The sequence below is a fragment of the Methylomonas rosea genome, assembly GCF_024505055.1.
In the GTDB taxonomy this organism is placed as follows: Bacteria; Pseudomonadota; Gammaproteobacteria; order Methylococcales; family Methylomonadaceae; genus Methylomonas; species Methylomonas rosea.
Window position 1 is genome coordinate 1 of the sequence record NZ_JANIBL010000067.1, and the last position, 23,740, is coordinate 23,740.

The 23,740-nt window shown below is 53.9% G+C and carries 21 protein-coding genes; 3 read left to right on the forward strand and 18 right to left on the reverse strand.

Annotated elements, in window-relative coordinates; genetic code table 11:
- Window positions 1-9: 9 nt before the first annotated feature.
- From NP589_RS17835 to NP589_RS17850, 4 genes are all read right to left on the reverse strand, one after another.
- Complete coding sequence (locus tag NP589_RS17835; RefSeq protein ID WP_256608182.1) at window positions 10-3,117, reverse strand: MdtB/MuxB family multidrug efflux RND transporter permease subunit; 3,108 nt, start codon at window positions 3,115-3,117, stop codon at window positions 10-12.
- A gap of 2 nt (window positions 3,118-3,119) precedes the next feature.
- On the reverse strand, window positions 3,120-4,328 hold the full coding sequence (locus tag NP589_RS17840) for an MdtA/MuxA family multidrug efflux RND transporter periplasmic adaptor subunit (protein WP_256608206.1): 1,209 nt from the start codon (window positions 4,326-4,328) through the stop codon (window positions 3,120-3,122).
- Between the two features lie 120 nt (window positions 4,329-4,448).
- Complete coding sequence (locus NP589_RS17845; protein WP_256608183.1) at window positions 4,449-4,724, reverse strand: cupin domain-containing protein; 276 nt, start codon at window positions 4,722-4,724, stop codon at window positions 4,449-4,451.
- A gap of 62 nt (window positions 4,725-4,786) precedes the next feature.
- The gene (locus NP589_RS17850; RefSeq protein ID WP_256608184.1) at window positions 4,787-6,253 is read right to left on the reverse strand and encodes a GumC family protein; all 1,467 of its coding nucleotides are present in this window, start codon (window positions 6,251-6,253) and stop codon (window positions 4,787-4,789) included.
- An 845-nt stretch (window positions 6,254-7,098) separates the two neighbouring features.
- Here NP589_RS17850 and NP589_RS17855 point away from each other — a divergent pair.
- Together NP589_RS17855 and NP589_RS17860 are read left to right on the forward strand one after the other, a co-directional pair.
- On the forward strand, window positions 7,099-8,322 hold the full coding sequence (locus tag NP589_RS17855) for an HD-GYP domain-containing protein (protein ID WP_256608185.1): 1,224 nt from the start codon (window positions 7,099-7,101) through the stop codon (window positions 8,320-8,322).
- Between the two features lie 45 nt (window positions 8,323-8,367).
- A complete protein-coding gene (locus NP589_RS17860; protein ID WP_256608186.1) occupies window positions 8,368-8,886 on the forward strand; it encodes a DUF3391 domain-containing protein in 519 nt (172 codons plus the stop codon).
- A 12-nt stretch (window positions 8,887-8,898) separates the two neighbouring features.
- Here NP589_RS17860 and waaC read toward each other — a convergent pair whose 3' ends face one another.
- Genes waaC through NP589_RS17875 form a run of 3 tightly spaced genes read right to left on the reverse strand, consistent with a single transcriptional unit; the run spans window position 8,899 to window position 11,919 of the window.
- The gene (gene waaC, locus NP589_RS17865; protein ID WP_256608187.1) at window positions 8,899-9,909 is read right to left on the reverse strand and encodes a lipopolysaccharide heptosyltransferase I; all 1,011 of its coding nucleotides are present in this window, start codon (window positions 9,907-9,909) and stop codon (window positions 8,899-8,901) included.
- Window positions 9,910-9,912: 3 nt separating this feature from the next.
- The gene (gene waaF, locus NP589_RS17870; protein WP_371929687.1) at window positions 9,913-10,938 is read right to left on the reverse strand and encodes a lipopolysaccharide heptosyltransferase II; all 1,026 of its coding nucleotides are present in this window, start codon (window positions 10,936-10,938) and stop codon (window positions 9,913-9,915) included.
- Between the two features lie 54 nt (window positions 10,939-10,992).
- Complete coding sequence (locus tag NP589_RS17875; protein ID WP_256608189.1) at window positions 10,993-11,919, reverse strand: branched-chain amino acid transaminase; 927 nt, start codon at window positions 11,917-11,919, stop codon at window positions 10,993-10,995.
- Window positions 11,920-12,323: 404 nt separating this feature from the next.
- Here NP589_RS17875 and NP589_RS17880 point away from each other — a divergent pair, with 404 nt between their 5' ends.
- Complete coding sequence (locus NP589_RS17880) at window positions 12,324-12,533, forward strand: hypothetical protein (protein ID WP_256608190.1); 210 nt, start codon at window positions 12,324-12,326, stop codon at window positions 12,531-12,533.
- A gap of 59 nt (window positions 12,534-12,592) precedes the next feature.
- On the opposite strand, the gene NP589_RS17885 is transcribed toward NP589_RS17880, so the two are convergent.
- The 11 genes from NP589_RS17885 to NP589_RS17935 form a co-directional block, all read right to left on the reverse strand.
- The gene (locus NP589_RS17885) at window positions 12,593-13,978 is read right to left on the reverse strand and encodes a DUF3526 domain-containing protein (RefSeq protein WP_256608191.1); all 1,386 of its coding nucleotides are present in this window, start codon (window positions 13,976-13,978) and stop codon (window positions 12,593-12,595) included.
- Window positions 13,975-15,387 (reverse strand): DUF3526 domain-containing protein, encoded by a 1,413-nt coding sequence (locus tag NP589_RS17890; protein ID WP_256608192.1) that lies wholly within the window; start codon window positions 15,385-15,387, stop codon window positions 13,975-13,977. Before NP589_RS17890 ends, NP589_RS17885 begins: the two co-directional genes overlap by 4 nt.
- Window positions 15,384-16,109, reverse strand: coding sequence for an ABC transporter ATP-binding protein (locus NP589_RS17895; protein ID WP_256608193.1), 726 nt, complete (start codon window positions 16,107-16,109; stop codon window positions 15,384-15,386). The genes NP589_RS17890 and NP589_RS17895 overlap by 4 nt, the downstream gene beginning before the upstream one ends.
- Window positions 16,110-16,332: 223 nt before the next feature.
- A complete protein-coding gene (efpL, locus tag NP589_RS17900; RefSeq protein ID WP_256608194.1) occupies window positions 16,333-16,899 on the reverse strand; it encodes an elongation factor P-like protein EfpL in 567 nt (188 codons plus the stop codon).
- Window positions 16,900-16,902: 3 nt separating this feature from the next.
- Window positions 16,903-17,625 (reverse strand): arginyltransferase, encoded by a 723-nt coding sequence (locus NP589_RS17905; RefSeq protein ID WP_256608195.1) that lies wholly within the window; start codon window positions 17,623-17,625, stop codon window positions 16,903-16,905.
- Window positions 17,622-18,314 (reverse strand): leucyl/phenylalanyl-tRNA--protein transferase, encoded by a 693-nt coding sequence (gene aat / locus NP589_RS17910; RefSeq protein WP_256608207.1) that lies wholly within the window; start codon window positions 18,312-18,314, stop codon window positions 17,622-17,624. The genes NP589_RS17905 and aat overlap by 4 nt, the downstream gene beginning before the upstream one ends.
- 125 nt (window positions 18,315-18,439) lie before the next feature.
- Window positions 18,440-19,153, reverse strand: coding sequence for a response regulator transcription factor (locus tag NP589_RS17915; protein WP_256608196.1), 714 nt, complete (start codon window positions 19,151-19,153; stop codon window positions 18,440-18,442).
- Between the two features lie 28 nt (window positions 19,154-19,181).
- Window positions 19,182-20,768, reverse strand: a complete 1,587-nt coding sequence (locus NP589_RS17920; protein WP_256608197.1) for a sensor histidine kinase — start codon at window positions 20,766-20,768, stop codon at window positions 19,182-19,184.
- 5 nt (window positions 20,769-20,773) lie between these two features.
- Window positions 20,774-21,349 (reverse strand): hypothetical protein, encoded by a 576-nt coding sequence (locus tag NP589_RS17925; RefSeq protein WP_256608198.1) that lies wholly within the window; start codon window positions 21,347-21,349, stop codon window positions 20,774-20,776.
- A 5-nt stretch (window positions 21,350-21,354) separates the two neighbouring features.
- Window positions 21,355-22,812, reverse strand: a complete 1,458-nt coding sequence (locus NP589_RS17930; RefSeq protein ID WP_256608199.1) for a sensor histidine kinase — start codon at window positions 22,810-22,812, stop codon at window positions 21,355-21,357.
- A 405-nt stretch (window positions 22,813-23,217) separates the two neighbouring features.
- On the reverse strand, window positions 23,218-23,694 hold the full coding sequence (locus NP589_RS17935) for a NifB/NifX family molybdenum-iron cluster-binding protein (RefSeq protein WP_256608200.1): 477 nt from the start codon (window positions 23,692-23,694) through the stop codon (window positions 23,218-23,220).
- Window positions 23,695-23,740 lie beyond the last annotated feature (46 nt).

A 23,740-nucleotide genomic window follows, 5' to 3' on the forward strand; every position in this document is an offset into this window, starting at 1 on the left:
CCGAGAGGTTCATTGATCCGCTAAAGTCGCTTCTGACCCGCCCCGCAGCTTGCGGGCCAGCCGATCCAGGCTTAAGTAGATCACCCGCCCGGTGCGCAGCGTCAGCAATTGACTGAGCAACAGGCCGCCGACCATGCTAATCCCCAAGGGATGGCGCAATTCCGAGCCGACGCCGCTGCCCAGCATCAAGGGCAGGGCGCCCAGCAAGGCCGCCAGCGTGGTCATCAGGATGGGCCGAAAGCGCAGCAGGCAGGCCTGGAAAATCGCCTCGCGCGGCGGCAGGCCTTGTTTGCGTTCGGCTTCCAAGGCAAAGTCTATCATCATGATCGCGTTCTTCTTGACGATGCCGATCAATAGCACGATGCCGATCACTGCGATGATGCCCAAATCGTTGCCGGACACTTGCAGGGCCAGCAGCGCGCCGACCCCGGCCGAAGGCAGTGTGGACAGAATGGTTATGGGATGAATATAACTCTCGTACAGCACCCCAAGCACGATATAAACCGTGACGATGGCGGCCAGGATCAACCATAGCGTGCCGCTCAACGAGGCGTTAAATGCCAAGGCCGCGCCTTGATAATCGCTTTGCACGGCCAGCGGCAAACCGATGTCTTGCTTGGCTTGCTCGATGGCTTTAATCGCATCGCCCAAGGCGGCGCCCGGCGCCAGGTTGAAGGAAATGGTCGCGGCTGGAAACTGATCCAGATGGTTGATCGCCAGTGCGGTTTGCCGTTCGGAAACCGTCGCTAAGGCCGACAGCGGTACCTGGCTGCCGTTGCTGGAGGGGACGCGCAGTTGCTTCAAGCCTTCCGGGCCGCTTTGCACTTTCGGGTCCACTTCCAGTACCACCCGGTATTGGTTGGATTGGGTGAAGATGGTCGAGATCAGGCGTTGGCCGTAGGCGTTATACAAGGCGTTATCGATGTCGGCGGTACTGACGCCCAGCCGGCTGGCGCTGGCACGGTCGATTTCGATATACGCTTGCAGGCCTTGATCCTGCACGTCGCTGGCGGCATCGACGATGACGGGAATCTGGCTGATGCGCTCGACCAGGCGTTGGCTCCAGCGGTTTAGCTCCGCCAGATCGACGGTCTGCAAGGACAATTGAAACTGGGTGCGGCTGACTTTGTTTTCCAAGGTCATGTCTTGCACCGGTTGCAGATAAACCGATATACCTGGCACTTCGGCCAGACGCGGCCGCAAGCGTTCGATCACCGCCGTGGCACTGTCGCGTTGGGCTTGGGGCTTGAGGTTGATCAGGAAACGGCCGCTGTTCAATGTCGAGTTGCTGCCGTCCACGCCAATGAACGACGACAGGCTGGCGACTGCCGGGTCGGCCAATATCTGCTTGGCCATGGCTTGCTGGCGTTCGGCCATCGCCGCGAAGGAAATGCTGGGCGGTGCTTCGGAGATGCCTTGAATCAGGCCGGTGTCTTGGATGGGGAACAAGCCTTTCGGCATGGCGATGTATAGCAACACGGTCAACGCCAGCGTGGCGATGGCGACCAGCAAGGTTAGGCCTTGCCGCTTTAGCACCCATTCCAGGCTGCGGCCATAGCCGCTTATGATTTTACTAAGCAAGTCAGCGCCGCTGTCGTGGTTGTTTGCGTGGGGTCGTAACAGTTTTGCACACATCATCGGCGTCAGCGTCAGCGAGACCACTGCCGAGATGAGAATCGCCACCGCCAAAGTGATCGCAAATTCACGGAACAAGCGGCCGACCACGTCGCCCATGAACAGCAGCGGAATCAGCACCGCCACCAGCGATACAGTCAAGGAGATGATGGTGAAACCGATTTGCTCGGAACCTTTCAAGGCGGCTTGCAAGGCCGATTCGCCGCGTTCCAAATAGCGGGCGATGTTTTCGATGACGACGATAGCATCGTCCACCACGAAACCGCTGGCGATGGTCAGCGCCATCAAGGTTAGGTTGTTGATACTGAATCCGGCCAGATGCATCACCGCAAAGGTGCCGACCAGTGACAAGGGCACGGCGACCGCCGGAATGACGGTAGCCGGCAGGTTGCGCAGAAACAGAAAAATCACCATCACCACCAAGGCCACGGCCAGCAGCAACTCGAACTGCACATCGTGTACCGAGGCGCGGATGGTGATGGTGCGGTCGGTCAAGGGCAGCACTTCGACGGCACTGGGCAATGTCGCGCGCAGCTGTGGCAGCAGTTTATCGATGCGATCCACCACCTCGATGACATTGGCGCCGGGTTGGCGCTGGATATTGACGATGACGGCGGCACTGTCGTTGGCCCAGGCCGCCAGCTTGACATTTTCCGCCGCATCCACCGCGTCGGCCACTTCCGCAAGGCGCACCGGCGCGCCGTTGCGGTAAGCCACCACCAAGTCGCGGTATTCGGCTGCGGAGCGGAGTTGATCGTTGTTGTCGATGATCGCCGAACGCTGCGGGCCGTCGAACATGCCTTTGGGCTGATTGACGTTGGCGGCGGCGATTGCGCTGCGCAGGTCTTCCAGACTCAGACCATAGGCGGCCAGGGCCTGGTGGTTGGCCTGGATCCTGACCGCCGGCCGTTGGCCGCCGCTGATGCTGACCAAACCGACGCCGGGCAACTGGGCAATTTTCTGCGCCAGGCGGGTATCGACCAGATCCTGAACTTTGGGCAAGGGCAGGCTGGACGAGGTGACCGCCAGGGTCAAAATCGGCGCGTCCGCCGGGTTGACCTTGTTGTAGATCGGCGGCAGCGGCAGGTCGTTGGGCAGGAAATTGTTGGCTGCATTGATCGCGGCTTGCACGGTTTGCTCGGCGATATCCAGATCCAGTTCCAGATCGAATTGCAGCGTCACCACCGATGCGCCGCCGGAACTGGTCGAGGACATCTGCCGCAGGCCGGGCATCTGCCCGAACTGGCGTTCCAGCGGAGCCGTGATGGCCGAGGTCATTACTTCGGGGCTGGCGCCGGGGTAGAGCGTGGTGACCTGGATGGTCGGATAGTCGACTTGCGGCAATGCCGAAATCGGCAACAAACGGTAAGTCAAAATCCCGGCCAGCAGCAGCGCCACCATCAGCAAGGAGGTGGCGACCGGGCGTAGGATAAAGTGTCGCGAAGGGTTGAAGCCGGGTAGCGGATTTTGTGCGGCGGCCATGTTCAGTTGGCGGGTTTGCCGGTGGCGGGAGCGGCTGCTTTGGTTTTATCGATTACCTTAACTTGGCTGCCTTCGCGCAGTTTGTCGGCGCCGTCGATCACCAGCTTGTCGTTCGGAGCCAGACCTTCCAGAATCGCGACGGTTTCGCCGTCTGCCGGTCCGGTCTTTACCCGCCGAACCGTGATGCTGTTGTCGTCCTTCACCAAATACACGAACGCGCCGTTGGCACCGTGCTGGATCGCTGCGCTGGGTGCCAAGGTCGCCGCGTGCAAAGTGTCCAGACGCATTTTGATGTTGACGAACTGGTTGGCGAACAGCGTGCGGTCTTCGTTATCGAATTGGGCTTTTAATTTCAGCGTGCCGGTGCTGGCGTCGATTTGGTTGTCTACCGCCAGCAGCTTGCCGCTGGCCAGTTTTTGCTGGCCGGCCCGGTCGTAAGCGTCGATGACTAGCGTGTCGCCGGAGCGCCAGCGCCGCATCACTGCCGGTATTTCATCTTCCGGCAGGGTGAACACCACCGAGATCGGTTGGACTTGAGTAATCACCGCCAAGCCGTTCACGTCGCTGGCGCGGACCATGTTGCCCTGATCGACCAGCCGCAAACCGATGCGGCCGCTGACCGGGGCGGTGATGCGGGCGTAACTGAGTTGCAGTTTGGCATTGTCGAGTTGGGCGCGGTCGATCTCGACGGTGCCGCGATATTGTTTGACTAATGCGGCCTGAGTGGCGGTTTGCTGGGCGGCGATGGAGTCTTGCTCCAGCAAGGTTTGGTAGCGGTCCTGGTCGATTTCGGCGTTTTTCAGCAGCGCTTCGTCGCGCAGCAACTGGCCTTCGGCTTGTTGCACCGCCACTTGAAAAGGGCGGGGGTCGATTTCGGCGAGCAGTTCGCCCTGCCTAACCGCTTGACCTTCGGTAAATGCCACCCGGATCAGTTCGCCATCGACCCGCGAGCGCACCGTGACGGTGTGCAGAGGGGTGACCGTGCCTAGGCCGTTCAGGTAAATCGGCAGATCGCCCTGCCGAGCTAAAGCGACTGCGACACTGACCGGGGCGTTTTCGTATGGGTTGGGGCGGGATTCCGCGTTCTCCTGATGTTGCCGGCCGGCTTGGTAAAAATAATACCCGCCTGCCGCGGCAAGCAACGCAAGTATGGTCGCCCGGCGCCAGCGCGGCCTTCGCTGTAATGCGGAATAATCCTGATCCTTGTTCATAGCCATGCGAATATCGGTAAGTGGGTTTTGGCGTCATGCCGGTCTGCTAAGTTCACCGGCACAACTAAAAAAGGCATCCTGAAGATGCCTTTTTCGGATTGTCGGCCGATGTGGCGACGCTCAATCGTAGTGGTAGTGTTTGCGCAAGGGTTTAACCACTTCCCAATGGCTATCCAGGCCTTCATGAAACATCACCAAGTCGCCCGGTAAAATCCGCACCGGCTCGCCGCCGACAGGGGTGACGATGATTTCGCCTTCCAACACATAAGCGGTTTCGGTTTCGTCGAAATCGATGGTGAACGTGGAAATTTCTTTTTCCCAGATCGGCCAGCTTGATACGCCCAGCTCTTTTAAACGTTCTTCGCTAGGGTTATGTTCAACGGTAATTTGGCTCATGGGTTTCCTGTTTGAATGAAGTTGATCGAGCGGCGAATTTTAGCATTGTTGCCGCGTCGCAGCTATGAATCGGTGGTTTCGTCCGGTAATTGCTTGGGATCGTCAGCGCGGCGCAGCCTGTTTACCCGCTCAAATCCCAGGGGTTCCTTGCTTGCCCCGTTCTCCAGTTTGGACTCGTTCCCTTGGTACAGTTTAAATTCGGTAACGGAATTGATAGTGGTCAGCGTCGGTTCCTTGTTCAGATAATCGTTAAGCCAGACCACGATTAGCGCGATTACCAGGCTGGCGATGCAGGCGATGCTGGCGTCTTGGCCGTAATCGGGTTTCACCGGCTTGTCGGGTAGTGAGGCCCAATCCACCACGTCCAGTTGCGGATTACTTTGGCGTTGTTTGACGTCGATCTCCACCAGCCGTTGTTTGGTTTGTTGTAATAATTCCTCCAATTTAACCAGCTCTTCCTGCATGGCTTTGTGTTTGGCGAATTGATTGGTGTATTCGGCAGCTTTTTGTTTGTGCTCGGCCATTTGTTTTTGAATGGTCAGCACGGTGCGATGCGCGGCGCCGTAAGCGTTTTCGGCTTCTTGCGTCGCATAGGTCGAGCCCGCTTGTTCCTTGCTGGCGATTTTTTCATCCAGCTCGGCCAGTTGGGTTTTTAAGTTGCGCAAGCTGGGGTGAAATTCGATGTATTCGTCGGTGTATTGGCTTCTTTGCGCTTCCAGGCGTTCGCGCAGGCGCTCGGCTTGCTGGGTTAACACCGCCAGACTTTGCGAATCGGCTTCCGGCACCACGGCTTTGCCTTCGGCGATGGCCGCGCGAATCGCGTCCAGTTTGGCCTTGGCTTTGGCTTCTTCTTCCAACGCCGCATTCAAGGAGTTATTTAAACCTTGTAAGCGGGCGTGGGCCTCGTTATCGGTACTTTCCAGTGAGAGGATGTCGTGCTGCAATCTAAACGATTCAATCTCCTGACGTTTGTCGCGCACTTGCTGTTCTATGCGAATCAATTCCGAATTAATCGTGGTACTGGCTTTATCGGTGATGTCGGCGATGTACTCCGCGCGAATTTGCTGGTAGGTTTTGATCCAGGTATTTAAAGCTAATTGCAGAAATTGCGGATGCGTACCTTCAGCAGCCAATTGCACCAGATTGGTTTCCGCCACCGGTTTTACTTGGAATAGAGTTTTCAGTTGGTTGACAGTGGGATGTTCGATGTCTTTCCGCTGCTTTAGCGCGTCGGCGGTTTTTTCCAATACCGGTTGGCCCAGCAAGACCTGCTTCTGAATGTTGACGTGCTCCAGATCCGCTTCTGCATGAGTTTGATCAATGTCGGTTGCCGCAGTGGTCAATACCAAGGCTTGGCTTTCAAAAATGGCCGGCTGTAGAAAGACATAGGTTTCGGTAATCAGCAGCAAAGGCAGAAGTACCAGTAAAAATAAGGTTCTGCGCCTTAAGCGGCGTGGCCAAGGCGTTGGATTGGAACGGTAAAAATCGTCTCCGACGATGTGCAAATCATGGCGATATGGAAACATCACGATTTTCTCCCTGGCGCTGAGTCCGCAGGTTATAGTTTTTGTTGTAGTCCGCTTTGCGGAATTTTAGAAAATTTTTAACCCCGAGACTAAGGCTGTGCCGTTCAGCTCCGGTTACGGGCAATTAAACGAATGTCGGGTTTAGTATTGTCGATACTGACTGCTAACTTCAGTGGGGGTCTTGATTACTCAAGACTTAATTGATAGCCCATTTTTCAGGCCGTAGAGCCCAAGATTCGCGCTGGCTGGTCTGCTCTGGTGCCTAAACAGTAAATATCGGCGAGCTGCCAGTTTAAACCAATCCAAAAATCAAGCAATTCTAAATTTGCCAACGGCTGTAAAGGTTGCTCTCCAGTCTGCCATTACGTCGGATTAATAAGCGAAGGAGCGCTTACCAAAGCCCGTTACCCGAACCGAAAGTGATTCGCAAATCGCTTGTAGGAGTAGCGTTAAAAATCCAAGATATTAACTGATTAGTAAGAATCTTTAGCTAGGCCAAAAGATCGTCATTCCGGCATGGATTGCCGGAATCCTGGCTTCATGGATGATTCGAAGCTTACCATCTAAGGCACTGGATACCCGCTTCCGTGCGGGTATGACGCTCAGCTGAAGATTCTTGCCAATCAGGAGATATTAAGCCACGACAAAATATGCTTCGCCTATACTAAAACTCCGATTGGATTTGTGATCCATCGCCGGTTTGCCGGCTTTTTGTTCGGACAAGACCGAGCGTTCTATGTATCCTTGCAGACTGACGTCCTAGGCGAGTCGGGCGCAATTTCCTCAGATGCCGTTTTGCGGCTATTTTTCAAATTTTTGGATTTCCACAAATCCCTGATTGGATTGGTATGGCAGATAAAGAGGATGGAATACTCAGAATTCATGTGTATGAACTGAGAGTTGGTATGTGCGTAAGCCGTCTGGAAGCGCCGACGGAAGATTCACCTTTTTTATTAGATAGGATCGTTATTGAAAGCCATGCGGATATCCAGGCCATTCAGGCGATTTGCGATTATGTCTATATCGACGTTAAATACCAAAAGTCTTTTTCCGGCGCGATTCCAACTAGAAATACCGAAGCGCGGAAACATTTGAGTTTTGCCAGATCGTTCAATCAAACCGCTAATACTTATCAACGCACCGGTAATTTAATTAAAACGGTGATGGACGATATTCGTTTCGGTAATCAATTTAGTGTCAGTGCAGTTAAACAAGCCGTTTCCGAGTGTGTGGATAAGGTATTGGAAAACCCTGATACGATGCTGCTGCTGACTCAAATTAAAGATCAGGATCAATATACCGCGCAACATAGTATGAATGTTTGCATATTGTCGATTCTGCTGGGCCGTGAGTTAAATTTATCAGTGGAAGAACTGAATAAACTGGGTTTTTGCGGCTTGATGCACGATGTCGGCAAAATGAAAGTGCCGCTGGAAATACTCAATAAGCCCGGCTCTTTAGAAGACTATGAGATGGATATCATGCGTAAGCACACGCTATACGGGCGCAACGTTTTAATGTCCGCTCGTAATGTGTACCCAGGTGCTGTCGATGTTGCCTACGATCATCACGAACATTTGGCCGGTACCGGTTATCCGAGAGGTTTGAACAAAACGACGCTATCGATATTTACCAAGCTGGTAGCGGTTGTCGATACTTACGATGCCATTACCAGCGACCGGGTGTATCAGCGAGGTAAGCCGCATCTTATGGCGTTGGGGATTTTGGTGAAAGGGATGAATCATCAATTTGAAGCTAATTATGTCACTCAATTTATCAACTGCATCGGCTTTTATCCGCAAGGTAATTTAGTCGAATTAAGTAGTGGCGAGATTGGCTTGATAGTCGAGCAAAATAAAGCTGATAGGCTTAAGCCGAAAATCTTGCTAATTCAGGATGGGAATAAAAACCCTATCGAAGAAAAAATACTTGATTTAGCGCTGAATCTTGCCGACACAAGCGGTAAACGTTACGGTGTCAAACAAGTGATAAGGCCGCAGGATTGCGGTGTCGATTTGGCCAAGTATTATCAAGATGGCAAGTTTACTAAAGAATATGCGGTGGTTGGCTAAGGTTTTAGTTCTGTAAATAAAGTTCCCTGGATATTGTTTTTAATAATGGTTAAAAAAATTAATATTAACCAGCTTAGAAAAGGTATGTTTGTTTGCGGCACTGATCGGAAATGGATAGATATACCTTTTTTCCGTACTAAATTTCTGATTACATCGGATAAACAAATTAATACTTTAAAAGAGTATTGCCAAACTGTTTCTATCGATACCGGTAAAGGTATCGACGTGGATAAACCCTCTGAAACCGACATAATCGATTCCGGCGGTTCTGCGGCTACGGAGATGCGCAGCCGTGCCGAGGAAGATGATTCTGTTTACCCTGTTTATAGCATCGTCGAACTAAAGGCTGGGGAACTGGCCGTGGTGGTACGGAAAAACTCACAATTTCCCCAGCGGCCGTTAGTGAAGGTAATTACGAATCCTCACAAGCAATTGCTTTTTCAGGAGCAGACGTTGGATTTGGCCGAAGATGCGCAAAATCAGATCGAGATAATCAGAGTGTTGGCTAGCGATGAACCGATTATCGAACTGCTGAAAATGTTTGTCGACCTGGACAAAACTTAGCCAGCCAATCAATCAGACATGTTGTTGGGTTTTGCCGAATAGCTCGTTACTAAGGGCAATGACTTCACGAGGGTCGATTTCTGCAATGGAGAAATCGTTTTTATCCAGTTTAAACGGATTGACCTGTGAAGGCGACTTCAACGCCTTATTGATGTCGGTTTGATAAATCCGGCTGACCGGCGTTGGTCCAAACAAGGTAATCGACGGCCTATTCAAACCCCACGCCATGTGGGTGGGGCCGGTATCGTTACCGATTACTAAATCGGCCTTGGCAAGCGCCGCTTTCAAATCGTTGAGGCTTAATTGCGGTAATACCCGCGCCAGGCTGCGTTCGGCCAGCCATTGCGCCATCCAGTGTTCTTTCTCGTTGCCCCAGCAGATCAGAAAGTTGGCCTCTAGGCCAAAGATTACCTGTAGAAATTTTTCTAAGGGGTAGTTACGGCTAGGCCAGGTCGAGCCTATCACCAGAATGACGTTGGGTTGACCGGCTGGAAAATACTCATCCAACGGCGTTTGCGGCGGCTGAAAAAACAAAAACGGCTGCTTTGCCTGAATTTGCGTGGGCGTCACATTCAGCCCCAGCGGTTGGGTCAGCACAGCGACATTGCGATCTATGGTGTTGGCGTCGTAAGGGTAGGCCACATGCCGGTTGTAAAATAAGGCTGCCCATTTTTCTCGGATCGAGTCTTTATCGAATCCCACGCAGTTTGCCGATAGCAAACGCGAGACCAGCGCGGATTTAATTAAACCTTGTGCATCCAGAACTAAGTCGTATCCCTGCTCGGCATAACCGCGTATTTTGCTTATCTCGGCAAAGATGCGCCATTTGTCAGTTTTCAGGGCTTTTAAATTCACACCCAATACATTATCGAGGTGCGGATTGTCGGCTAGTACGCCGGCGAAGCGTTCCTCGACGATCCAGTCGATTTGCGCCAGCGGCAATGCGGCTTTGATGAATTGCAAGGCTGCCATCGCATGTACGATGTCGCCTAGCGCGGAGAGCTTGACGATGGCAATTTTCATCGATTAGGCGTCCAGCGCTGCCAGAACCTGCTCCGGCCTGATTTCCGTCAAGCAGCGAGTATGGCCCAACGGACATTCACGCTTAAAGCACGGCGAACAATCCAGGTGTAAATCCAGGATCTCTGCCTTTGGATGCAGCGGCGGGGTAAAACCGGGGTCGGAAGAGCCGTATACCGCAATTAATTTTTTATCCAGTGCGGCAGCGACGTGCATCAGGCCGGAATCGTTGCTGACGACCGCATCGGCCAGGGACAGTAAATCCACCGCATCGGCCAGCGAGGTAATGCCGGCGAAGTTGCGGCAAATACCACCCGATAAATCGTTGATTTGCTCCGCAACGGCTTTGTCCTTATCGGAACCGAATAACCAGACTTGCCAGCCTTGTTCTTCCTGTTGTCGGGCGACCGCAGCGTAATGTTCGCTCGGCCAGCGCTTGGCCGGACCGTATTCCGCGCCCGGACAAAGTGCCAGGATTTTACTGACAATAGGGCGTAGTTCCCCCGTCCCCTCAAGCAGAGCGCTGGGCGGGGGGATTTCGATTAAATCCGCACCGGTAATCTCGAATTTCCGGCAGACGTTTAATTGTTGCTCGGTCGTGATCATCAACTTCGGAACCTCGTAAGTTGGCGGCTGAGGTGCTTCGTCCGGTAAACCCAGGGCCACAAAACGCTGTACGGTCATGGTTAGCACTGTCTTATCGAGCGTGCGCACATCGTTCAACAAACCCCGGCGCAGTTCGCCGAGAAAACCGGTCCGTTTGGGAACGTGCGCAAAAAACGGAATCAACGCCGATTTCCAGGAGTTAGGCAGCACAATCGCCTGATCGTAATGATGACTTTGTAATTGCCGGCCGATACGGATACGCCCGCGCAAATCAAACTGCCCATGTCCCAGCGGCATGGTCAGACCTTTATGAACTTCCGGCATGCGTTCCAGCAGCGGCAAGGACCAAGCCGGCGCCAGCACGTCGATTTGGCAATCGGGGTGTTGTTGCTTGAGAGTGATGAACAGGCTTTGCGCCATCACCATGTCGCCGACCCAGGATGGGCCGACGACCAGGATTTTATAAGGCTGTGCTGACACTTAAGAAACGAGCGTCAACCATTCCTTATGGTCGGCGCGGCGGCCTTGGACGTAGTCGAAATACAGGGCTTGCAGTTTTTCGGTGATGGGACCGCGGCTGCCTGCGCCGATGTCGCGGTTGTCGTATTGACGAATCGGTGTGACTTCGGCGGCGGAACCGGTGAAGAACGCTTCGTCGGCGACATAGACTTCGTCGCGAGTGATTCGCTTCTCGATGACTTCGTAACCTTGTTCGCGGGCAATGGTGATCAAGGTGTCGCGGGTGATGCCTTCCAAAGCCGACGTGGTTTCCGGCGTATAGATTTTGCCGTTACGGATGATGAACAGGTTCTCGCCGCTGCCTTCCGCACAGAAACCTTCGTGGTCTAACAAGAGTGCTTCGTCGTAACCGGTGGACAAGGCTTCCTGTAAGGCCAGGATTGAATTGATGTAATTGCCGTTGGCTTTAGCTTTGCACATCGTGCTGTTGACGTGGTTACGGGTATAAGAGGAGGTACGGATGCGGATGCCTTTTTCCATGTTTTCCGCGCCCAGATACGCGCCCCAGGTCCAGGCCGCGACCATGACGTGTACTTTCAAATTATCGGCGCGCAGGCCCATGCCTTCAGAGCCGAAGAACACCATGCTACGGATGTAGGCGCTGTCCAGATTGTTTTTAGCGACGGCATCACGATGGGCTTGATTGATTTCTTCTTTCGAAAACGGCATTTTCATATTCATGATATGCGCGGAACGAAACAAACGATCTGTGTGCTCGGCCAGTTTGAATATCGCGGTGCCGTTGTCGGTTTTATACGCGCGTAAGCCCTCGAAGACGCCGCAGCCGTAATGCAGGGTGTGAGTCAATACATGGACTTTCGCATCGCGCCAATCAACCCATTTTCCGTCTAGCCATATAAACCCGTCTCTATCATCCATCGTTGTCATCGTCTGAACCTGTATTGTTTAATGATTGGTGCTGCGCCGCGTCGGCTTAAAAGTGACGGAAATTGTACTATAAAGCGGTGGTCGGCAATACCGGCTGCGCAGAAGTCCTCTATTTGGCGTGAGAATGGGTTTGGCTGGCGGTCTGTGAGTGATTTGCTGAAGGAGCTCCAATCATTGCTAGGCCCAAGATGCATGGTGTGCAAGGGTGAATTAATTCACTGATTCCTCGTGGCATAGACCACCGACAGGCTGTACTGATTGCTATAAGCTAAACTCAGCGTCAATTTTTAGCTGTTGCCTAATGTTAGAAAAATCTTACAACTATGATTTTTAAAGGCTTTTGTTAATTGGCGTCACTTATGCTCAAGATTTATTAGTCAAATCGGCATATTCGGGAGAGCGTCATGAAAACAAGCAATGAAGTCAACGAAATCAGTACACTGCGTATCGTGTTTATCGAAACCTTAAGCAGGCAGTTTATAGCCATCACTGGTTGCGGCATTTATGTATACCTCAATCCGGTCACTATTAACGAATTGTTCAACCGTTATCTGAGCAGCAGCGTACCCATCAATGTTTTCGCCCGGCAATGCGTCCGGAATATAGTGGCTTAAAGTGGGTCAGACGTCCCGGACGGCTAGAGCCGTCCAGGACGTCTTTGGCGGCAATGGCTTCAGGCTTTGGCAAAGCGCCGGCGTGAGCCGAATAGTACAGCCAGCAATAGAGACGCCAGCGCCGCTTGGCCGGCAATCAAGCTTTGACAGGCCGCCAAGTCTACCGGATGCGCAAATGCAAAGTGTGGTTGATCGCGACTATATTCATCGCTCCACGCGCTATCGGCCATGATCTTGGGCACGAAATAGTCGCGCCATTGATCTTCAAAGCGATTAACCGCCTCAACATACTCGGCGTAGCGCGGCGCATCGATACCCGCTAATCTATCGGCCATTTGCAGCGCGGCCATAGCCGGCGATAGCCACGACCAGGATTCCAGGAACTCGAATTGTGCCTTACGGGCACTGTCGAAGCGGTACATTAACGGCCGGATCTGTTGGTCCAGAACCAAGCCCGCCGGTAAACCAGTGATTTCGCGGGGTAACTCTTTGCCGGTCTGCGACAGCTTCAGGTCGGGATGGGTGCTGTACCAGTCAGCCAGCAGCGCCTGACGTTGTTGATTGTTTTGCTCCTGAAACTGGCGGATGGCGATGATGCTATCCAGTCTGGACGGCATCGGCGCATGCCGGTCAGCGGCCCACGCCAACAAGGCCGGGCTGGCGAAGGTTACTATCAACCAGACTCCGAGCATGCCGATAGCTGCGGCGCCGGACGAGAAGGGCAGCAACAGGAACAAGCCGGCAATACCGAACCAGACCAGCGCATAAAGTCCGCCGAACCCCAGCCAATACGCCAGAGTATCCAGGCTAGCGCCCGGATCGAGCAATAGCGCCAGCAGCGAACTGCCGAAAATCACCAGCACGACCACGGCATACCTCACGCTTAGTGCAGCGCATACCAAGTGCCAGGGTGCCGACATTTGGGTGCAGACCAGTCGCCAGACCCCGCTTTCCCGGTCCTCCTGCACCAATCCGTAGCTCAAGGCAATCACCATCAGCGGCGTCAGTAAGGCGAACACGGTGGCAAAATCCAGCATGCCTAACTCGTGTAGTATCGGGTTGAACAACTGATCACTGTTGCGACCGTCGGTGTGGCGGCTGCGGGTGGAGATTTTGATGCCGGTGCTTAAAAAGTCCAATTGCCGCACACTCAAGGCCAAGCCGCCCAAGGCCGGCAAGCGCAAGGGTGGCGCGGCGGCACTCGCGGAATAAGCACTGGCTTTGCCGGTATTGCCGGCGGCTTTGGGCGCGTCGTGCATCTCCGCTTGATTGGACGTGGCATTGACCGGGTGTGGCGATGCGTTGCCGTGCAAGCGAAATTCGCGGGCGGCCAAGCCCGACCAGGCGGCGCTAGCCAGCATCACGCCCAGAAACAGCCCGGTCACCCACAGGTTTAAGGTATTGCGTTTAAAACGCAGCCATTCGATAGCAAGTAGTTGCATCATGGCACCAGCCTCCGTGCGGAAATTCGCAACAGGCCGATGGATAAACCCAGCCACAGCAACAACACCAGAAAATCCAGTTTGGCTGTGCGCAGGGCAAAGCCGATGTCCGGTGCTTGATAACTAAAATCGGCCACACTACGCCAATCGGCTTCTGCGCCGGTGGCCTTGCGCTCTGTGCCCCGGCTGCGTTCGCGGTCCCAGTCTTCGGTCAGGTTGATAAAATAGTGCCGATATTCCTCGGCGGCGTCTTCAAAGTGCCGCTGATGAGCCAAATCCATGCCGGCCAAGGTCATGGACAAGGAACGCAAAGCAAGGCTGGGGCCTAGCCAAGAACCGAGGTGGCTAAGGTGTTGTTGCCTGACAAAGTTGTCGCGTAACGCGTCGAAGTGCAGAGCGTGGACCTTAACGGAATAGGCATCGTTGTACTGGCGGTTTAAGGACACAAAGCCGACCGGCAAATCTTCTTTGCGAGACACGCCGTATTGAGCCAACACTTGCGCTTCGAAGGCCTTGGCGCGCTCTTCATGGTCGCCGTCGTGCTCCAGACCATGATCGATATCCTCCTTGATCTCGCGCCAAAACTCACTGGCACTGGGGTTGGGTGCCAGTATTTCCGCACCCACCACACCCAGGCGCGGAGCGATAAATACGCTGGCCAGCCAAAAGCCCAGCAGACAAAACAAAGTCGTGCGGCTGGTGTTGAAAGACGCCGAAGCGGAAATCGCCAGCGCGGCGAAGATGCCGTAGTACAGATTTAACAATACCAGCAAGGCCAATAGGCGCAGGACGTCGTCCAGCGTAAAGGCGAAGTTTCCCAGCAAGATGACGGCGGCCAGCAACAGCGCCGGTGCCAACACCACCGAAAACGCGGTCATCAAGCCCAGTAATTTGCCGAACAACAATTGCCCCGCGTCGACGCCTAAACTATGCAACATGCGCAAGGTGCCGGATTCGCGCTCCTGGCTGATCGAGTTAAAGGTCAAGGCCACAATCAATAGCGGTAACAGTGCGGTCAACACAAAACTGGTGGTGGCTTGGCCGAAGCGGCCAGCCAACACTTGATCCGCCGCCGGGCTGAAACGGGTCAGGTTGCGTTTGTGCGGTTCCAGCCATAACGCTTGGCCGATATACGGACGCAAGCCCGGATCCAGCGCCGCCACCGGCGTGTCCTGTTTAAATACATAGATGCCGTAATGGGCGGCGGCATGAGGATTCTTCACGCTTTGGGTATTCCACTGTTCTTTGGCTGTGGTGCCGACGCTGTGTTTTTCCGCGCGCAATTGCTGCAACTCGTAAGCCGAAGCCAGGAAAAAACCGGCAAATAACACCAGCAGGGCAACGCCCAAAGTCAGCAGGCGGCCGTCGCGGAGTGTGGCGAGAAATTCTTTGCGAATGATGGTCTTAATCATGCCAAGCCCCGGGCGTGAGCCAGATATTTTTGTTCCAGTTCGTCGTGTTGCACGGTGTGGGCGTCGAACTCCTCCAGCAGGCGGCCGTTTTTCATGATGCCGATGCGGTCGGCGACTTGTTTGGCATTGAATAAATCGTGAGTCGCCATTAGCACTGCCATGCCGCGATCGGCGGCGGCGCGGATGCGTTGGGCAAAGTCGTTGGCTGCGCTGGGGTCCAGGCCCGAAGTGGGTTCGTCCAGCAACATCGCTTTAGCCTGTTTGGCGGAGGCGATGGCTAGGCCGACTTTTTGGCGCATGCCTTTGGAATAAGCCGCCACCCGTTTTTGATGGGCATCGGCTTGCAAACCGCTATCCAGCAACAAGTCGTGAGCTTGGTCGCTGCTCAGGCGAATATTGGCCAAGGTGCAAAAATAGGTCAAATTTTCCAGGCCGCTCATCACGTCGTATAGCGCCACGTTTTCCGGCAGATAGGCCAGTTTCGCCCGCACCAGTTCGGCATTGGTGTGCGGCGATTCGCCTTCGATCAGCACCTGCCCGCTACTGGGGCGATTGAAAGTCAAAAAAGTGCTGATGGTCGTAGACTTGCCGGCACCATTGCCGCCGAGCAGTGCATACACGCAGCCTTGGGGGATTTGTAAATTTAAGTTATCGACCGCGCGGTGCTGCCGGTATTCGACAACCAGGTTTTGGGCGGCTAAAACAGGGATGGCGGTGTTCATAGGGATAAGAGTTTGCAAGAGTGATCGACTGACGACGGCTAGTGCAAATGGCGCTCCGTCGCCTCCTGGGTTATCGGTAGTTTAACGCTAGATGGCGCTAATAGCTTGCATTCATAGACGTCCCTGTCCGGATAAGTTGATGCCGAAGCGGTGAATGGTCACCGCTCACCATGGGGCATGGATTTAACCGCCTGCGATCTTGTCGGCAGGCGGCACTTAAAACTCAAGCCCGTGAAGTAAAGTCGCCGGTTTCGGTATTGACCTTGATGATTTCGCCTGATTCGATATATTCCGGGATCTGCACTTCCAGGCCGGTGGTCAATTTCGCGGTTTTGGTGCGTTTGGTGGCGCTTGAACCCTTCATGGACGGCGGTGTTTCGACGATTTGCAGATTGACGGTGGTCGGCAACTGAATGCCCAACGGCGCATCATCCATCAACAGCATGATGATGCCTTCCAGACCGTCGGTCAGATACAGGGTTTGGCCTTCCAGGTCGTCGGCTGCCAGCGCATACTGATCGTAAGTCTCGCTGTTCATGAAGTAGTAGGTGTCGCCGTCCTGGTAGGAAAACTGCACGTTGCAGCGCGAACAGTCGGCAGCTTTCAGCATGTCGTCGCTTTTGAAGGTTTCGTCCAGCTTTTGCTTGGTTTTCATGTGAGTGAAACGGACTTTGTACAGCGTGGTGGCGCCGCGCGAAGTGGGGTTACGCACGTCGATGTGTTTCACCACATACGGTTCGCCGTTGATTTCGATGGCGGTTCCCTGTTTCAGTTCGTTGGCTTTCGGCACGGCTTATTCCTCTGTAAATGTATGATTTGAAATGGCTTGCCACTGGCCGTCCATCAGGCCGGTCAGCGGTTGATAATCTATTTTGTAGCGCATTTTACGACAGTCTTTGATCCAGTAGCCCAGATAAAGATAGGTCAGGCCCATTTGTTTGGCGGTTTCGATTTGCCACAACACCGCGTAAACGCCGGGGCTGTAGCCGGCAAAATCCGGGTCGAAAAAGGTATACACCGCCGATAGTCCGTCGCTTACCACATCGACCACGGCGACCGCCGCCAATTGACCGCCGATCAAAAACTCCACAAACAGCGTGTCGCACCAACTGCTACCGAGGAAGTTGATGTAGTCGTCCGGCGTGGTTTCGGCATTTTCGCCGGGCTTGTCGTGGCGGGCGTTTAGATAACGTTGATAAAGCCGGAAATGGCGCGCATCGAATTCGGCGTTTTTGACGACTACCCGAGTTTGCGCATTGCGCTTGATGCAGCGCTTTTGTTTGCGGTCCGGCTGAAATGCCATCACCGGCAAGCGGGTCGGCACGCAGGCCTGGCAAGTTTCGCAGTAGGGTTTATAAACATGATCGCCGCTGCGCCGAAAGCCCTGGGCTATCAATTGCGAATACAGCGGCGTGTCCATCTCCACCGACGGATGTACGAAGCCGGAACGCGCCAAGCGGTCGTCCAGGTAGCCGCAGGCATGGCCGCTGTCCAGCCAAATCGGGATGGAACTCATGCTTGCCAAGCGTCGGCGCTCGGTGATTGATCGCAGAGTCTGTCCAACAGTTCTACGAAGCGGCTGCGAGGGATTTCCGCCGCGCCAAGGCTGAGCAAGTGTTCGCTGCTGACTTGGCAATCGATGAGTTGATAGCCCCAGGCCGTTAGTTGCCGCACCAGGTGCACAAACACTATTTTGGATGCGTCGGTTTTACGATGGAACATCGATTCGCCGAAAAATACCTGGCCTATCGCAATGCCGTACAAACCACCGACCAGTTGGCCGTCCAGCCAGGCTTCGCAGCTGTGCGCAATACCCAGGTGGTGCAGAGTGATATAGGCTTGGCGGATGTCGTCGGTAATCCAGGTGCCGCCGTCTTCGCTACGCGGGGCCGCGCAAGCGTCGATAACCTGGCGAAATGCATTGTCGTAACGAATCTCGAACGGTTGTTTACGCAGGGTTTTTGCCAGGCTACGGGAAATGTTCAGATGTTCCGGAAACAATACCAAGCGCGGATCGGGCGACCACCATAAAATAGGCTCGCCGGGATTGAACCAGGGAAATACCCCGTGCCGGTAGGCATTGACGATGCGCTGCGGCGATAGACAACCGCCAAAGGCCAGTAAGCCGTTGGGCTGTTTCAGGGCCTTGTGCAGCGGCGGAAAGGCTTGGTGAGGATGATCCGGGTCGAGCAAGGTCAGTTGCATAGGCGGCGCGTGATGTCCGGGTTGGCGCTGGTTTGTTGAGTGACTTAGGCCGGCAAATGTTTGCAGACGATGGCCGGCGTGACTGTTGTTAACGGTGCGGAGGCGCAATATCTCGTATGTCTAACTCAAGACGCATCCATTTTGTAACCAAAGCCGCGCACGGTTTTTAGTAGTTTAAGCTCGTAATCGTCATCAATTTTACGCCGCAGTTGGCGTACATAAACATCCACCACATTGGTCAGCGGATCGGCGCTATAGCCCCAAACTTGTTCCAGAATCCGGGTGCGGCTCAACACTTTACCGGGCATGCGCATAAAGCATTCCAGCAAGGCAAACTCCTTGGGCGTTAGGTCGATGACGGTATCGCCGCGCCGCACTTCATGGGTTTCGCCGTTAAGTACCAGATCTTCGATACGCAATTCCTTGTCGTCCTGTTTCACTTCGCCGCCGCGCCGCCTGAGTAAAACTTCGATACGCGCCAGCAATTCCTCAAACGCGAACGGCTTGGTCATATAGTCGTCGGCACCGGAGCGCAGGCCGGTCACTTTGTCTTGCACGGTATCGCGCGCGGTCAGCATCAAAATCGGGGTTTCGATGCCGTTGCTGCGCAAGCGTTCGCAAATCTGCCTGCCGTTCATGTCCGGCAGGCCGAGATCCAGAATGATGACCTGAAAACTGCCCTCGGTGCCCAAGGCAATGGCCTCTTGCCCGCTGCGGGCGACCTCCACGGCATAGCCTTCGGCTTTTAAGCCGCGTTGTACGAAATCGATGATGCGTTCGTCGTCTTCAACCATCAGCACCCGCATATAGCCTATCCCCGTCAGAGTATTGGTTGTCATGTATTTCTCAATTATATGAAAATCTGTCCTATGCTACCGTAAGCAGGGGTAGTGTAACCGTAAATGTCGATCCGGCGTTCTCGACACTACGCACAGCTATCTGCCCACCATGGGCTTGCAGGATGGATTTGGCCATCGGTAAACCCAGGCCGGAGCCGTCGTCCCGCGAATGTTGGGCGTTGCTGCTGCGGAAGTGGCGTTCGAAAATCCGCTCCAGATCCTCGGTTGGGATGCCTATGCCCTGGTCGGTCAGGCTGAAACAGGCTTGTTTGCCGTCGCGCCATAAAGCCACGGCGATATGACCGAGCGGTTTGGAATAGCGGCAGGCATTTTCGCCCAGAATGAACAGCACTTGCCGTAACCGTTGCTTATCACCGCGCACCAACAGCGGCCCGGACGGCGCCTCCAGACTAACGGAAATTGAATACTCTTGCGCCATCACTTGAAAATCCTCAACGCTGCTGGCGACCAAATCCGCCAAGTCCACTTTATTCCATTCAAATTGCAGATTGGCCGTGTCGGCGCGGGCCAGAAACAGTAAATCGTTGACGTATTTACCCAACTGCATCGATAGTTCGACGATGCGCTGCAATGCGTCTTTATATTCTTCCGCATCGCGGTCCTGACCGCGTAGCGTTACTTCCGCCTCGCCGCGAATGACCGTGATGGGCGTGCGCAGCTCATGACTGATGTCCGCCAAAAACTCGCGGCGGGCATTATCCATGCGCTTTAATTCCTCGTTTAACAGATTAAGTTCAAAGGTCCGCTCGGTCACCCGCTCCTCCAACACGGCGCGGCCTTCGCGCAGCTTATCTTGTTGAACTTCCAGTTCCTTGGCCATTTGATTGAAGTGGCTGGCCAAATACGCAAATTCGTCCCGGCTGTCCAAGGCGATCCGGTAATTCAGGTTGCCGGAGGCGATTTCGTCCGTGCCTTTCATCAGGGCTTCGATGGGCTTTTTAAAGGCGCGGAGCAGCATAACGCCGGCTACCAGACTGAACAGCGCGGCGGTCAGCGAGGCCAGAATCGCGGTCCAGCGCGATTTTTCGACCAAAATTTCCAGTTCCTTTTTGGCTTTCCTGGCTTTTTGCCGCTCGGCGTTAATGGCGGCGTCGATCAAGGGCTGAAATTTACCGTCGATTTCTTCCTCGGTGAACTTGGCTAACGCCTGTACGGCAGTGGTTAGCTTGCCTTGCAAACGCAGCCGTTCCACTTCTTCGAAGCGATATTCGCTGGCTTCCAGGAACGCAGTGAGATGGGCGACTTTCTCTAGTTCGGCCGGCTTATTGATCCAGTCTTCGCTGGCGCTGTCTGTGCCCGGCGTTTTGACGGCGGTATCGCGTAGCGTTTGCATCGCCTCGTAAAGGCGGCGTTTGGAAGATTCCACGCCGGTTTCCGAATTGGGGTTAGCCGTGATCAGCCGGTCCATGCGTTGTTTGAAATGGCGATAGGCTTCTTGCGACAGCTGTTCGTAATCGTCGAAGGTCTCGTAAGCGGTTTGGCTGTGCTGAAAATAGCGAGCCACTTCGTTGGCACCCCAATACAAGGCAATGCCCAAACTCAACACAAAGCAGAAAGAAACAACAATGACTATCGCCAATCGGAACCGAAACATTGGCGTTATTTGCCTTCGCTAGTCTCGTCCAATTGCTTTTCCATCGAGCGGATGGCTTCCAGTTTTTCGCGCAGCAATCTCGATTCTTCTTTCTTGGAACCGGTGGCGTCTTTGGTTTCCAGGACGTTTTGCACGGTTTTTTGTTTGCGTTCCAATGAGCCGAGTCTTTTCGAGGCACTGTTGATGCGCTTTAAGGCTTCGGTATTAATGGCAACCAGGTGGCGCATCCGTTCATCGCTCAAGCTCGAGGGCGGGATGCCGGCAATTTCATCCAGAATTTTCGGAATGTCGCCGCAGGCATCGGATAATAGGCGGCCTACCATCAAATGCAGTAACACCCCAATCTCGGGTTCGTCTTTTTGGCGTTTCACTAAAGACCGGCAAGTCTCGGTGCGACTTGCCGTGGTCATGTTGACCAGGTTGTTGCCGAAATCCAGCAGCTCGTCTATGTCGGAATGCACCACCGGGGCGCTGTAAACGGTTGGAAAATGTTCCCTGACGCTGGAATCCACCTCGGCGCAGCCGCTGATTGCCAACAATGATGCGATCAGTGTCAATACGCGCATGAATAGTGACTGCATGTTGCTTAATTCTCCCCGTTTAACGGAATTTGAACCCGGATACGGGCTCCTTGTTGGTCTTGACGGGCATCGATGACTTCCACTTTGCCTTGATGATTGGCGACGTATTCCTTGACGATGGCCAAGCCCAGGCCGGGGCCATCGCTATCGCCTGTTTCGCCAGCCTTGCCGCGATAAAACGGTTCGAAGATGTGATCGCGTTCGTCGGCGGCGATACCGGGGCCTTCGTCTTCCACTTCCAGTTCCATCAAGGTGCCTGCGTCGCGCAATATGACGCGAATTTCGCCGCCTTCCGGCGAAAATTTCACGGCGTTGGTCAGCAATTGTTCGATGAGCGCACGCAATTGCTCGGGAAAACCGGAAACTTCCACCGGGCGGGCCAGCATGCGGATAGCGATGGCTTTGCTGCTTAAAACCGGTTGGAACTCTTCAATCACGGTTTCCAGCAAGTCTTTGATATTGACACTTTCCTTGCGTTGTAAGTCAGGCAGGGAGTTGATTCGGCTGTAGCGCAGCAGTTCCTCGGATACCGTGTTTAACTTTTCAATATTGGCGCATAAATGCAGCACGGTATTTTCCCGTTTGCTGTTCGGGTCGTAGTCGGTTTCGCCGGCCAGCAGTTCGGCATCCTGGCGCAGGCTTGCCAACGGCAGTTCTATCTCGCGGGCGACGTTTTGCATGAACTGTTGCTTGGACACTTCCAGTTCCAGCAAATGGGAGCGCAGCCACTCCAGACGATTGCCCAGATAACGCAAATCCGACGGGCCGTTCACCAGAATCGGTTCGGCAAGCTCGCCGGCGCCCAAGCGGCGTATCGACACGTCGAGTTGCCGCATCGAACGCGACAGCACGATCAACAGCGTGGCAATCACGCTGAATGAAATTGCCAGCAATACCGCGCCCTTGACCAACAAACCGTGCTCCAGCGCTTCCGACAATTGATGCAGTTCGTTGAATTCGTGATCGACATGGTTTTCAAACTCGCGCGATAGGGTGGCGGCGGATTCGCGCAAGCCCTGGAAGGCCTCGTCTATCGGTAACTCCAGATTATTCTCGTCGTCCGAACCAATAATTTGTTGATAAATCAGGTTTTCTTTTTCGGATAATTCGTTGACCAGCAGTGCGATTTTGTTGTCGACATGCAGTTTCAATAAATCGCTTAACGCCTGTTTAAACGAGGCCCGCACCGTCTCGTAGGATTGCCGCTCGTAGGGTTGGCGCAGCGTCGGGTCGGACAGCAACACAAACAACTTAGCCTTGCGTTCTATATCGGAGGCTTTTTGTAAAACCAGGCGGATGGTTTTGGTTTGTTCGAAGACATGGGTGTTCACCGTGCGGCCTAGTGCGGAGGTTTCGCGCATGCCGAAAGCAGCGTACATCACGGCCAGAAACAGCGGAATCACCGCAATGACAAAGCCCAGGACGATCAGGGACTTTAACGATAAAAAATTTTTAAATTTCATCCGTGTGCGAGAAGCAATAAATCACACCATAGTATAGATGAAACGGCAGTCTAAAAATTGGTCATAAATCAGTCACAAACGGCATCGCCTAGGGGCCTAAAGGCTGACGATTGAAAATCGCGGGGTAAAGACCGAACACCCTGAGTTTAGAAAAAGGTAATTGAACGGCGGCGACAGTGGGGCCAATGCTGGGCGCGAGCACAAAAGTGCAGTGTGTACCCATGTCGCGGTGAGGCAGGGTGGGTAAGCACTAGATGCGTTAGAGCAGGGCGTAGGCTAACCAGCCGGATTCGGCGGTATGTGACGTCGAGCCTCCTCAGTATCGGCTAACGAAACCGATCCGAGAGAAGGCCTGGTAGGAAGAGGAATGCTTAGATTGTATTTAGGCAAAATTGCCGGGCATCCTTATTCAGCCCATTCTTCGTCAGCCATCTCTGCAAAACGGCTATTATCTTTAGCCGTTTTTTGTTTAAAAATGCGTTCCAGCAGCGGCGACATGGCCCCGGTAATGTCTTGTTGTAACTCGGTAATGATGTCTTCAATGTCGGGGCCGCCTTTAACAATGACAGGATGAGCGCCCAATTTGATCAACTCATTGGTCGCCGTGCCGCCGACGGAACCGCAATACACCATATCGCAGCCTGTTAACCAGGCCAGCTTTGGTTTTAATTTCTCTTCATTCCCGTCACGTTGTTCCTTACCAAACGACTTGGCCGCCAGAGGCGTAGCGGTAGTGCCATCGATAGCATAGACATGAAACCCCAAAGATGATCCGAAATGCTGGTTGACCATTTCCCCATCGGAACTGGCAAAAGCCACGATCAGTTTATTTGCATCGACTTCAAGCTCCGCGACACTGTTTACATCGGCAAGTTGATTCATATGACACTCCTCAATGAAAATTTGGGCCAAAGACCGGCTTACAATC

Coding starts and splice junctions, on each gene's coding strand:
- NP589_RS17835 (WP_256608182.1), bottom strand. CDS start 3,117: ATGGCCGCCGCACAAAATCCGCTACCCGGCTTCAACCCTTCGCGACAC.
- NP589_RS17840 (WP_256608206.1), bottom strand. CDS start 4,328: ATGAACAAGGATCAGGATTATTCCGCATTACAGCGAAGGCCGCGCTGG.
- NP589_RS17845 (WP_256608183.1), bottom strand. CDS start 4,724: ATGAGCCAAATTACCGTTGAACATAACCCTAGCGAAGAACGTTTAAAA.
- NP589_RS17855 (WP_256608185.1), top strand. CDS start 7,099: ATGGCAGATAAAGAGGATGGAATACTCAGAATTCATGTGTATGAACTG.
- NP589_RS17860 (WP_256608186.1), top strand. CDS start 8,368: ATGGTTAAAAAAATTAATATTAACCAGCTTAGAAAAGGTATGTTTGTT.
- waaC (WP_256608187.1), bottom strand. CDS start 9,909: ATGAAAATTGCCATCGTCAAGCTCTCCGCGCTAGGCGACATCGTACAT.
- waaF (WP_371929687.1), bottom strand. CDS start 10,938: ATGGTGATGGCGCAAAGCCTGTTCATCACTCTCAAGCAACAACACCCC.
- NP589_RS17875 (WP_256608189.1), bottom strand. CDS start 11,919: ATGACAACGATGGATGATAGAGACGGGTTTATATGGCTAGACGGAAAA.
- NP589_RS17880 (WP_256608190.1), top strand. CDS start 12,324: ATGAAAACAAGCAATGAAGTCAACGAAATCAGTACACTGCGTATCGTG.
- NP589_RS17885 (WP_256608191.1), bottom strand. CDS start 13,978: ATGATGCAACTACTTGCTATCGAATGGCTGCGTTTTAAACGCAATACC.
- NP589_RS17890 (WP_256608192.1), bottom strand. CDS start 15,387: ATGATTAAGACCATCATTCGCAAAGAATTTCTCGCCACACTCCGCGAC.
- NP589_RS17895 (WP_256608193.1), bottom strand. CDS start 16,109: ATGAACACCGCCATCCCTGTTTTAGCCGCCCAAAACCTGGTTGTCGAA.
- NP589_RS17905 (WP_256608195.1), bottom strand. CDS start 17,625: ATGAGTTCCATCCCGATTTGGCTGGACAGCGGCCATGCCTGCGGCTAC.
- aat (WP_256608207.1), bottom strand. CDS start 18,314: ATGCAACTGACCTTGCTCGACCCGGATCATCCTCACCAAGCCTTTCCG.
- NP589_RS17915 (WP_256608196.1), bottom strand. CDS start 19,153: ATGACAACCAATACTCTGACGGGGATAGGCTATATGCGGGTGCTGATG.
- NP589_RS17920 (WP_256608197.1), bottom strand. CDS start 20,768: ATGTTTCGGTTCCGATTGGCGATAGTCATTGTTGTTTCTTTCTGCTTT.
- NP589_RS17925 (WP_256608198.1), bottom strand. CDS start 21,349: ATGCAGTCACTATTCATGCGCGTATTGACACTGATCGCATCATTGTTG.
- NP589_RS17930 (WP_256608199.1), bottom strand. CDS start 22,812: ATGAAATTTAAAAATTTTTTATCGTTAAAGTCCCTGATCGTCCTGGGC.
- NP589_RS17935 (WP_256608200.1), bottom strand. CDS start 23,694: ATGAATCAACTTGCCGATGTAAACAGTGTCGCGGAGCTTGAAGTCGAT.